Annotated in this window: 9 protein-coding genes; 2 read left to right on the forward strand and 7 right to left on the reverse strand. The window is 59.2% G+C overall.

Annotated features, from left to right (window positions below):
• Nucleotides 1-71: 71 nt before the first annotated feature.
• From AACR77_RS18690 to AACR77_RS18720, 7 genes are all read right to left on the reverse strand, one after another.
• The gene (locus AACR77_RS18690; protein ID WP_042863745.1) at nucleotides 72-1,250 is read right to left on the reverse strand and encodes a glycoside hydrolase family 53 protein; all 1,179 of its coding nucleotides are present in this window, start codon (nucleotides 1,248-1,250) and stop codon (nucleotides 72-74) included.
• A gap of 1 nt (nucleotide 1,251) precedes the next feature.
• On the reverse strand, nucleotides 1,252-1,599 hold the full coding sequence (locus AACR77_RS18695; protein ID WP_042878673.1) for a glucose PTS transporter subunit EIIB: 348 nt from the start codon (nucleotides 1,597-1,599) through the stop codon (nucleotides 1,252-1,254).
• A gap of 54 nt (nucleotides 1,600-1,653) precedes the next feature.
• Nucleotides 1,654-3,708: a beta-galactosidase gene (locus AACR77_RS18700; protein WP_042016006.1), complete on the reverse strand. Its 2,055-nt coding sequence runs from the start codon at nucleotides 3,706-3,708 to the stop codon at nucleotides 1,654-1,656.
• 63 nt (nucleotides 3,709-3,771) lie between these two features.
• Nucleotides 3,772-4,971 carry a glycoside hydrolase family 53 protein gene (locus AACR77_RS18705; RefSeq protein ID WP_041212960.1) on the reverse strand — a complete coding sequence of 400 codons (1,200 nt, stop codon included), beginning with the start codon at nucleotides 4,969-4,971 and terminating at the stop codon, nucleotides 3,772-3,774.
• A 22-nt stretch (nucleotides 4,972-4,993) separates the two neighbouring features.
• The gene (locus AACR77_RS18710) at nucleotides 4,994-5,845 is read right to left on the reverse strand and encodes a sugar ABC transporter permease (protein ID WP_041212959.1); all 852 of its coding nucleotides are present in this window, start codon (nucleotides 5,843-5,845) and stop codon (nucleotides 4,994-4,996) included.
• Between the two features lie 12 nt (nucleotides 5,846-5,857).
• Nucleotides 5,858-7,162, reverse strand: coding sequence for a carbohydrate ABC transporter permease (locus tag AACR77_RS18715; protein WP_041212958.1), 1,305 nt, complete (start codon nucleotides 7,160-7,162; stop codon nucleotides 5,858-5,860).
• Between the two features lie 78 nt (nucleotides 7,163-7,240).
• Nucleotides 7,241-8,470 carry an extracellular solute-binding protein gene (locus AACR77_RS18720; RefSeq protein WP_041212957.1) on the reverse strand — a complete coding sequence of 410 codons (1,230 nt, stop codon included), beginning with the start codon at nucleotides 8,468-8,470 and terminating at the stop codon, nucleotides 7,241-7,243.
• Between the two features lie 560 nt (nucleotides 8,471-9,030).
• Between AACR77_RS18720 and AACR77_RS18725 the strand changes: the two genes are divergently transcribed.
• Nucleotides 9,031-10,113 carry an ABC transporter ATP-binding protein gene (locus AACR77_RS18725; RefSeq protein ID WP_041212956.1) on the forward strand — a complete coding sequence of 361 codons (1,083 nt, stop codon included), beginning with the start codon at nucleotides 9,031-9,033 and terminating at the stop codon, nucleotides 10,111-10,113.
• A 297-nt stretch (nucleotides 10,114-10,410) separates the two neighbouring features.
• A partial coding sequence (locus tag AACR77_RS18730) for a HAMP domain-containing protein (protein ID WP_042878675.1) occupies nucleotides 10,411-11,819 on the forward strand: 1,409 nt, incomplete at its 3' end.

Raw genomic sequence — 11,819 nt, forward strand, 5'->3', positions numbered from 1 at the left:
GGTGCAGACGATTTTGGTCTTTTTCATGTCAGTCTTCATGGTGCTGTTGTCATCTCTTCAATGTGAAATAGTCAGCGGGTCGGGGCAAAGGCGGCCAACGCCGGCAGTCCTCTGCCCTCCCGATCAAACAGGGCCTGGTTCTCCCAACCATTACCGAGGGGTTCGTCTATCCCGAGGAACGCCATGCCAGCCTGACTGGCCCAGCTGTCACCGGTGACCCGGATCCAGCCCGGCTCCCAGTAGACAAACCCGAGCCCGAGCCGATCCGGCACTGCGGCAATAGCGGCACGCAGGGCATCGAGAAACGCCAGTTGCCCCTCGGGCGTCGCAGCAAACCCGCCGCGCACGGCCTCCTGCTCACCGAAGGCATTGCGAACCGCGTCCTGGTTGACGGTATCGTGCCCATAGGCGGTCTCAACCACCAGCAGCGGGAGTCTGATTTGGGTGGCAAGGCTGTTCATGGTGCGCGAGAGGTCACCCAAGGATCCGTGCCAATAGGGGTAGAAGGAGAGACCCACCAGATCGAACGGCACATCGCGCGCCTGCATCGCCTTGAACCAGCGCAGGCACTGAGCCTCATCCCCTCCTTCAGCAAGATGCAGCATCAGTCGTGGGGTGATCCCCCCCTCGCTGCCAGCGCGGATCCCGGCGATGGCCGCCTTGAGCAGCTGGGCCAGTCGATCGAACCCCTCCTCTTCTTCCTGCCGGTGTAGTTGCCCCAGCGGCCACAGCATGCCGTTATTGAGTTCGTTGCCGACCTGTACCATTTGCGGCGGCACCCCAGCCTCGCGCAGGCGCTGCATCACGGCGGCGCTGTAATCGTGCAACATCGCCGCCAGTTCTGCTTCCGACTTGCCTCGCCAGGTCCGTGGCGTGTACTGCTTGCCCGGATCGGCCCAGAAGTCGCTGTAATGAAGATCGAGCAACCAGGGCAAGTTGAGAGCCCGGCTTCGCTGCGCCAGTGCAATCACCTTTTCCAGATCATTGTTGCCACCACCAAAGGGTTCCCCCTTGGCCGAGCGGGGATCGACCCACAGCCTCAGGCGCACCAGGTTGAGGCCACGCTCGCGCATCAGGGTTAGCAAATCCCCCTGTCGCGTTTCGTCCTGATAGTGAACGCCCAAGTGCTCGAGTTCGGCCAGGGTGGAGACATCCGCCCCTCGGATGGCCAGGTTGTGAGGAGCGGCTCCAGCCCCTGCACTGATCGCTCCCAGCATGACCAACAGTGGCCAGCTCAGCGGGAGGTACATGCTAGTGTTGCTCCGGCTCGTGCAGCTCGAACCACTGACCGAGCTCGCGGCGCAGGTTGTCCGAGCGCTTGCCGAAGATGGCCTGCACCTCGTCACCGATGATGATGACGCCGATGGCACCGAGACCTTGCAGCGCCTCGCTGTCGACCTGCTGCAAGGCATTGACCTTGACCCGCAGCCGGGTCAGGCAGGCGTCAAAGCTCACTATGTTGTCGTGCCCACCAAAGGCAGCGATGAGCGCGGTGATGGCCGCCTCGTCCAGCCCGGGGAGCGGCGCCTCGGTCGATTTTTCCTCCTTGTGGCCGAGGGCGGCGGCGAACAGCCGCTTGAAGTCCTGCATCTTGACCATTTGAATCTCCTAAACATAAAAAAAGAGGGCGAAGCCACTGGCTCCGCCCCGCAATCAACGGGCGCGACGCAGCACTCGGCAGCCGAATGGAGGCAGCACCAGCGAATCGCTCAGCGCCTCACCGCTCACCATGTCACTGTGACCACCCGGCAGAGTGACCAGGCGCTCGGCGTTGGCGAAGTTTTGCACGAACACGAACTCCTGCTCACCATCGCTGCGACACTGAGCTGTGACCCCCTCCGGCAAGGCTGGCAAAGCACGCGGCAGGGCCAGGGTCTCGATGAGATGGCCAAAGAAGTCGCGTTGGAACGCCAGATCATTTCGCGAGGCGACATAATAGGCGCGACCTGTCCCGTGCTCGTTGACCGTCACCGCCGGACGTCCGGCATAAAAGTCACCGTCATAGCTGGCCAGGGCCCTCGCGCCTTCCAGGTGGATGAGATCGCAAAGGTGAGTGACTTCGTAAGGGCCGCAGAGTCCGGCTTCGTTGCCAGCAAGACCCGAGACGGCGTTACGTTCCTCGTCATAGAGACCGTCTATCTCCTCTGCCCAGATCCCAAGGACCGGGCGCAGCGGCCCTGGGAATCCCCCCAGGTGACAGAGATCGGTCTCGTTGACGATGCCGCTCCAGTAAGTGGTAACAAACTGCCCACCTCGTTTGACAAAGGCGTCAACCCGTTCGGCAAAGCCATCGCGCACCATGTAGAGCATTGGGGCGATAACCAGGTCATAGCCATCCAGCGCGCAGTCGGCATTGATGACATCCACCGCCACCCCTGCCTCCCAGAATGGGCGGTAGTGCTCGGCTACCGTCTTCTCGTAGAAGAGGCCGGCATTGCGCGGCCCCTGGGCATTGTCCATGGCCCAACGGCTCTCCCAGTCGAAAATGATGGCCACTTTGGCCTCGACGCGGCTGCCAGCGACCTCTTGCAACTTGGCCAGGATCTCGCCTAGCGCCTGCACCTCGCGGCCCACCCGGGTATCGATGTGACCAACGTGATCGACCACGGCGCCGTGGAACTTCTCGACCGAACCACGGCTCTTGCGCCACTGGAAGTACTGCACCGAGTCGGAGCCGTGGGCTACCGCCTGCAAGGAGGAGAGGATATGCATTCCCGGCTTCTTGAGCTTGCTGATGGGCTGCCAGTTGGTCAGGCTCGGGGTCGACTCCATCAGGAAGAAAGGTTTGCCTCCCTTGAGAGTGCGCATCAGGTCGTGATACATGGCGGTGTACGCCGCCAGGGTCGAGTCATCGCCACTGTTGTGCCAGAGGGGGTAGCTGTCCCAGGAGATGAAATCGATCTCCTTGGCCAACTGCCAGTAGTCATAGTCGTAGAAGTACTCCATGAAGTTGGTGGTGGCCGGCAGGCTCGGGTTGGCCGCCTTCAAGGGCTTGATCTCCTCGGCACAGAAATCGCTCACCTGGGCGGTATTGAAACGCTTCCAATCGAGGTTTAGGCCGTGGATCGAGCTCTCGCCGATGGGAGACGGGGATTCGATCTGTGACCAGTCGGTGTAGGTATGGCTCCAGAAGCTGCTCCACCAGGCGTGATTGAGCGCTTCTATGCTGCCATAACGAGCCTTGAGCCAGTCACGAAAGCGCTCCTGACAAAGCTCGCAGTGGCACTCGCCGCCGTACTCGTTGGAGATGTGCCAGGCGATGACACCTGGATGATGGCCGTAGCGTTCGGCCAGGGCACCGTTGATAGCGCGCACCTTGTCACGATAGACAGGCGAACTCATACAGTGATTGTGACGGCCACCGTGCAGTGCCTTCACACGTTCCTTGCTGACCCGCAGCACCTCGGGATAACGCTGGGAAAGCCAAGCCGGGCGAGCACCACTTGGTGTGGCGAGGAAAACTGACACACCGTTTTCGTGCAAGCGATCGAGCACCGTATCGAGCCAGCCGAATTCATAGCGCCCCTCTTGTGGCTCCAGGGAAGACCAACTGAAGATGCCGACCGACATCACGTTGCAGCGGGTCTGCTTCATCATCTCGAGATCTCGCTCGAACACCTGGGGATCATCCAGCCACTGATCCGGGTTGTAATCAGCACCATGCAGCAGAGCGGGCACCCGTTCACTGAGCGGGGGAAACTTGAACATCACACATCTCCTAAAACGAGGGGGCGCCGGCCATGGCCGGTCGCCCTATCGGTTGAAACCGGGTCAGTTGAATACCTTGATCGAGGGGAGCACATGGCCGGAGCAGTCAAACAGCGCCTGGTTCTCCCGGGCATTGCCCTCTTTCCAGTCGTCGTTGTTGTACTTCATCCCAGCCTTGGTGGCCCAAGTGGCACCAGGGGTTGGCAGCCACGCAGGCTCCCAGTAGAAGACACCCTTGCCACGCCCGTCCGGTACCGCCACCACGCTCTTGATCAGATCGCGCAGGAAGTCGGCCTGCCCCTGTACGCTGGCCGGGTAACCACCGTCGCTCGCCTCCTTGGCAGTGAAGTTGTTCTCGGCGTTGTCGCAGTTCTCCGTGGTGTAGCCGTAGGCGGCCTCAACCACGATCACATCCTTGCCATAGCGCTTGCTGATGTCATCCATGTTGGCCTTGAGGGCACTGATGGGGCCATTCCAGTAGGTGTAGAAGGAGAGTCCGATGATATCGAAGGGCACCTCGCGCTTGGCGACTTCATCAAACCACCAGACGAAGGTGTCGTTTTTGGTGCCCTCAGCCAGATGCAGCATCACCTTGATATCTTTGCCGTGCTCTTTCACAGCACGTACACCAGCCTTGAGCAGTGTGGCCAGGCGATCAAACTCCCCACCGTTTTGCCCCCAGCTCTTGCCCTCTGGCCATAACATGCCACCGTTGATCTCGTTGCCGACCTGCACCATGTCAGGCATCACACCGGCCTTTGCCAGGGCATCCATGCTTTCCTTGGTATGGGCGTAAACGGCATCCGCCAACTGCTCGACTGACATCGTACGCCACGCCTTGGGCTTGTTCTGGCGGCCCGGATCCGTCCAGAAATCACTGTAGTGGAAATCGAGCAGGAACTTCATACCAAGGGCCTTGGCACGCTTGGCAAGCGCTATCGTTGCAGCCAGATCGTTGTTACCACCGCCGTAAGGCTTGCCGTCCGCATCCTTGGGGTCTACCCACAGGCGCAGGCGAATGTAGTTAAAGCCGTTCTCCTTGAGGATTGCCATGGCGTCCTGTTGCTTGCCACTGGCATCAAAGAACTTGCCACCAAATTTCTCTACTTCGGCCAACATGGAGACATCAGCCCCCTTGATGAACTCCTGCGGTACAACAACTGGTTGCACCACCACATTTTCGGCAGCCACGGCAGGGGCATGCATACCCAACATGCCGGTGGCGAGCAGCGCCGCCATCACCAGCGTCTTCTTGATTTTCATGTCGAACGTCCTGTTTAACGGATTAACCTTTGGTCCCACCTGCGGTAAGACCGGAAACGAAGTACTTCTGCAAGGAGAGGTACAAGATGGCCACCGGCACCGCGATGAGCACAGCTCCCGCCGCATAGGTGGTGTAGCTGGCCCCCATCTTCTGGGCGACCAGGTTGTAGAGACCAATGGGCAGGGTGAACTGATCCGGGGTGCGCAATATGGTGCTGGCCAGGATGAAGTCGCCAAGCGGGCCGGTGAAGGAGAACAGTGCAACCACCGCAATGATGGGCTTGGAGAGCGGCATGATGATCTCGATAAAGATGCGGAAGTTGCCCGCCCCGTCCATGCGCGCCGACTCGTCGAGATCCTTGGGGATGGCATCGAGGTAACCCTTCATCAGATAGGTGTTCATCGGGATCATGCCGCCCACATAGACCAGCACCAGCGCCAGATGGCTGTTGACCAGACCCAGCATCTGGGCCAGCACGAAGATGGCGATGAGGGCCGAGAACTGGGGCACCATCTGCAACAACAGGAACAACATCAGGCCATTTTGCCGCCCACGGAAACGAAAGCGCGAGAAGGCATAGGCAGTGAAGCTGACGCTGATGAGGGTCAACACCATGGTCAGGAAACTGATCTTCATCGAGTTCCAGTACCAGGCGGCATAATCGATGCGACCGTCAAACAGCTCCTGATAATGAATAAAGGAGAAGTTTTCCGGGATGATCGAGGTGTTGAGCAGGCTGCTGCCCGGATTGAGAGAGGCTCCAACCGTCCAGATCAGGGGATAGATGATGATCACCGCAACCATAGCCAGCAGCAAATAGCTTAGGGTCAGACGGATGGCATTACTCTTTTTCAGACTGTGTTTGGCACTCATGGCTGGATCTCCTTACACCATGTCGTCTTGCTTGAACGAATTGGTCGCACGGAACTGCCACAGGGCAATGCCGACCACGAAGATGGAGAGCAGAATGGTGATGCTCGCTGCAATCGCATACTGGGATGACGACATGGTCAGCTTGTAGATCCAGGAGACCAGGATGTCGGTGCCGCCGGCATTGGAACCAGCCACCGCAGGTCCACCGTTGTTGAACAGGTAAATAATATTGAAGTTGTTGAAGTTGAAGGTGTACTGGGTGATGAGGATCGGAGCGATCGAATACAGCACCAGGGGCAGCGTAATGGTGGTCAGCTTGTGCCATGTACTGGCACCGTCGATGGTGGCCGCCTCGTAGAGATCATCCGGGATAGCCTGCAACACCCCAGTGGTCATGGCGAAGACGAACGGGAAGCCAAGCCAGGTCTGCATCAGGATGAGGGCCGTCTTGGTCCAGAAGGGATCTGTCATCCATGCCTTGGGGTCGATACCCAGAGAAGCCAGAATACCGTTGTTGATGACGCCAAAGGTCTCGTTGAACATGCCGGCGAACACCAGAATGGTGACAAAACCGGGCACTGCCCACGGCAGGATCAGGATGGTGCGGATGAGCGGCTTGAAGCGCAGATCCTTCTGATTGACCAGGATCGCCAGCAGCACCCCGACCGAGCATTGCAACGTGGTGGCGATCAGCGTCCAGATCACGGTCCACTGCAGCACGTCGAGCAAGGTCGAACGCCACAGATCGAGCTTGAAGATGTTGATGAAGTTCTTCATCCCCACCCAGTCCACCAGCTTGGCCGGCGGCGTGTGGTAGAGATCGTAGTTGGTGAAGGCGATGGAGAAACCAAAGATGATGGGGAACACCACCACGAACACCAGCAGGATGAAGCCCGGGGTGATCATCAGATACGGGAACCCTTCGCTCAGCAGCAACTGGTATTGCTTGCGCACACTGGTCAGCGCTACGCCACGATCCCGGCGATCGCCGTTAACATAGGCGTCGCGGACGCTCCAGTAGTAGATGGCGCAACCAAAGATGGCCACCAGTACGCTGATAACCCCCTTGGCCAGGAGGAAGACGGAGTTGTCCCGGGGCAACTCGGTGCCGAGGGTAAACAGCCCCCAGAACCCTTGAGATAGAAAATCATGGAATACGCCGAAGAAGCAGGCCATGACGGTGAAAAACAGGGTGCCCTTGACCCATTGCCGGTTATACCACTGACCGAGTCCCGGGATCAGCGAGAGCAGGGCGGCCACCTTGGCATGATGGGTTCTTGTACCGATCTGGGTAAGCGATCCGGAATCGACAACCACAATGTACCTCCTTTCCATTAAGAGCCCGGGCGGCCACGAATGCCGCCCGGCCCGAATTGGGCCTGCGCCCAACTTGTGTTATTGCTGCGCGTGGTTGACTTCGATCTGCATGTTGATGTTCTTGACTGCACCTTCCAGTGCCGCCTTCACATCCTGCTTGCCAGTCACGCCAAGCTGCAGTGCACTGTTGGCAGGGGTCCACACCTCTTGCATCTCGGGCACGCTCGGCATCGGAGTGGCGAAACCGGCCTGAATGGCCACGGCACGGGATTTCTCGTCATCTTTGATGAGCGGATCGTCAATCAGCGCCTTGAGCGGCGGGATCTCGCCGGTCTTCTCGAAGCGGACTTTGGCGTACTCAGGCTGGTTGATGAACTCGATGAACTGCTGCGCCAACTCTTTCTGCTTGGAATAGGTAGAGATGCTGTACCCTTTCACGCCGAGGAAGGAGCGCATATGCTCGCCATTGGGCAATGTCGGCAGCGGTGCGACACCGTAGTTCACCCCCGCATCCTTGTAGGGCTGGAACGACCAGGGTCCAGTAATGACGGCAGCAGCCTTCTTCTCGGTGAACAGGGAATCGATGGCGTTGGCACCGGTCTCACCCACGATACCGGCCGGGAAAAGTCCTTCACTGTAGAAACGCTTGAGGAAACTCACTGCATCGACCGAGCCCTGGTTGGCCAGGCCCACATCCTTGACGTTGAGCGAACCGTTGGGGTTCTGGCCGAAGATATAACCCCCCATGGCTGCGACTACACCGTAGGAGTAATAAATCTCGTCAAACTTGGCGAGCAGGCCGTATTTGTTCTCCCCGCGCAGGGTCTGTGAAGCCTTGATCAGCTCGTCAAAGCTCTCGGGAGCCTTGGGTAACAGGTCCTTGTTGTAAACCATGACGATGGTCTCCACCGCCTTGGGCAGGCCATAGAGCTTGCCTTCATAAGTCTGGGCATCCACCGCAGGTTTGGTGAAACCAGCCAGATAGTCGGCCCCCGGCTTGATCTCGCTGATCAGCCCCTGCACCACGGCAGTACCAACCTGATCATGCGGCAGTACCAGCACATCCGGACCGATGCCGGCCGGGCCATCCAGGCGCAGCTTCTCGATCTGCTGGGCATAGGGAGTTTCGAGGATCTTCACCTTGACGTTGTGCTTGGCTTCGAACGCTTTGACAGCCTCCTCAATGCCGTTTGATTTCTTGATGTCTTCCCACACCAGAAGTTCACCGTCAGCGGCACGGGCTACCTGGCCCAACCCCATAACGCCCAAAGACAACAACATTGCAGCAGTCAATTTGTTGATTTTCATATGATTTCCTTGTCCCTAACTCAGGTAAAAGCAGGTCTTCTCAGACCACGTAGGCAAAGTGAGTGTTACGATTCCATCCAGTCGGTGTAACTTCTGAAGCTTGTTACCAATTCGGGTGTAAAACAAAGCACAACCACATTACACGCCGGACTGGTCTGGCCTCTATGACACAACCTCACTACCACCTAATGCAATGAAAAATAAATGGTTTAATCCCATACATCAGATCCGGAGCAATACGCTCTATCACTTGATTTTTGCTTTACACAGCTCTTCGAGTGCACTGGAACAGCAAAAAAGGTAACGATTACACCGAATGGCTCTACGGTAAGCGGTGCTTGCCCAGCCTGCCAGTAGCACGTACCAAGGCTGTGATCTCATGCACAAAAGAAACAGCATTTTGTGCAACCGCTTACACCTGACTGATATAGTCCTCCCAAAGCCACAGAGTGAAACGGTGTGAAACGCCTTCTCCCTCCCAGGGCAAAGAAGCCGCAGCAGGGGCATGACTGCCCCCAGCATTTGCAGCTAAGGCATTTATTATCAAGGAGTTAAAGCTCATGGCGAGTATCAGGCTGAACAATGTGATCAAGCGTTTTGGCAGCAATGTGACCCTACATAATGTGAATCTGGATGTAGAAGATGGTGAGTTCACCGTCTTTGTCGGTCCTTCCGGTTGTGGTAAATCCACTCTGCTGCGCATGATCGCCGGTCTGGAAGAGATTTCGGACGGCCACATTGCGATTGATGAGCAGGTGGTCAACGATGTAGCCCCGGCTCATCGCGGGGTGGCCATGGTGTTCCAGTCCTATGCCCTCTATCCCCACATGACGGTGGCCGAGAACATGGGCTATGGCCTGCGGGTCAATGGCGTGCCGAAAGAGGAGATAACCCACCAGGTCAGCATGGTGGCCAAGACGCTGCAGCTCTCCCACCTGCTCGATCGCAAGCCCAAGCAGCTCTCCGGCGGCCAGCGCCAGCGGGTAGCCATCGGCCGTGCCATCGTGCGCAACCCCAAGGTGTTCCTGTTTGACGAGCCGCTCTCCAACCTCGATGCCGAGCTGCGTGTCGAGATGCGCCTGCACATCGCCAAGCTGCATCAGGAACTCAAGACCACCATGATCTACGTGACCCACGATCAGGTGGAGGCCATGACCCTGGCCGACAAGATAGTGGTGATGAACTATGGCAAGGTGGAACAGGTCGGTTCGCCGATGGAGCTCTACTACAAACCCTGCAACCGCTTCGTGGCCGGTTTTATCGGCTCACCCAAGATGAACTTCCTGCCGGCCCGCGTACTGGCCTGGAGCCCGGAGCAGATCCGGGTCAAGGTAGCCGGCCAGCAGGAGCTCACCCTGCCCATCCTCACCGAGCGACTCGAGCCGGGCAGCGAGATCTCCCTTGGCCTGCGTCCCGAGCATGTGGTGCCGGGCGCAGAGGGGATCCACCTCGCCTTTACCTGCGAGGTGGTGGAACGTCTTGGCAACAGCACCTACCTGTTCGGTCAGTGCTGCGGCACCGACGGCTTCAAGCTGCTGCTGGCAGGGGATGGGGAGTTTCATCCGTACCAGAAGATGGATGTCTTCTTTGCCCCGCAAAATTGCCTTGTGTTCAATGCCGAAGGGCTCAGGATCAGCCGCTGAACGCGGCTACTGCATGCCCCGATCCATTTTGCCCCCGCCAGTCGGGGGCTTTTTTTATCCCCGGGCGCGGGACACAAAATGAGAGCGGGCTCGCAACCCTGGACAAATCCCGTACAAGGGTGCCGAGAAAGAGTGTAAAAGATTCACAAAACAATGAAAACGTTACACTAAAAATCAGAATCAGGTGCCCTCCCTTATCGCGGCCTTATCTTTTAACGAGGTAAGGCACTGATAAAACATGACTTATCACTTGTGTCATCAGGCTGGGTTGACTCAACACCATATGTAATCGATACCATGAACTTGCGCACTCGTCACCTTTCCATCATCCAGCGCCTGGCGCTGGGCTTTGCCGTCATCCTGTTGCTGCTGCTGCTCTCGGTGGCCCTCTCTCTCTACGCCGGCCAACGGCTGGCCGATCAGGTGGGGCTGCTCGCCAGCCATACCGCGCCGACCCTGGTGCAGAGCCGCGCCGTGACCCGCGATCTCTTCACCCTCGACCGACATCTGGGCAACGCATTGTTGCAGACCGGAGAGGAGGAGCTGGGCGCCGCCCGCGAGCAGATGCAGCAATGGCAGGCCCGTTTCGACCAGGATCTGGCCACCTTGGCTCGACAGATAGCGGGGGAGCCGCAACAGAGTGCGCGCGTCGAGAGCCTGCGCGAGCAACAGACCGCCTACTGGCAACTGGCCCAGCAGTTGGTCGATGACTATGCCCACAACCGCCTCGAACAGAGCAAGCTGGCGGCCGACACCCGCCTTGGCGAAACGGCGCGCCAGCTTGCCAGCGCCCTCGATGTGCTGCTCGCCCCTCTGGGCAGCCACCCCGCCGTGCTGCTCAAGAGCCGCCTGCTGGCAAACCTGGAACAGCAGGTCAGCGCCACACAGGAGATCCTCAAGCAGCAGGATCCGGCCCCCGTTGCCGCACGTCTGGCTGCCAATGCACGCGCCAGCGAACAGGCGGCGGCACTGCGCCAGGAGCTGGCACGCCAGCTCGCCGGCCAGGAGGATGCCTTCGGCGTGCCCCTGAGCCTGGAACGCGGCACGGGTGCCAGGTTCGATACCCTCGCCACCCTGCTGGCCGGCCCCGAGAGCCTGCCGGCACGCCACCTGGCGCTGGTCGAACAGAGCATCATGTTGCGCAACCAGAGTGTGCAGGCCAGCCGCCTTATCGACAGCCTGCTAGGCGATCTGAGCGAGCTTGACGCCGCGATCGACGCTCAGCTTCGCCACAGCACCGCCGGCAGCGGCGCCATCCTGCTCTGGCTGCGCCTCGGGCTGTGCGCCGGCCTGTTGCTCTCCCTCGGTCTCGGCGCCCTGGTGCTGTGGCACCTGGTGCGCGCCATCCGCCAGCCACTGCACCACATCCTCACCACCCTCAAGGCCCTGAGTCAGGGAGACATGCGCCAACGCGTGCCGCTACTGCGCAACGACGAGTTCGGCCAGCTTGCGACCGGCATCAACGCCCTGGCCGACGAGATGAGCGGCATGCTCGGTCAGATAGTTCAGGCCGCCGATGCCCTCGGCCGCATGGCCGGCCAGAACCAGCACGCCCAGCATCACGCCCAACTTGCCATCGGCGAGCAGCGCAACGAAACCACAGGGGTCTGCAGCGCCATGGAAGAGATGGACTACTCGGTGCGCGAGGTCGCCGGCAGCATAGGCCAGACCGAGCAGACCCTCGGCAACATAGCCGCGGCGGCCCA

The sequence above is a fragment of the Aeromonas sp. ZOR0002 genome, assembly GCF_963866995.1.
GTDB classification, from domain to species: domain Bacteria; phylum Pseudomonadota; class Gammaproteobacteria; order Enterobacterales; family Aeromonadaceae; genus Aeromonas; species Aeromonas caviae.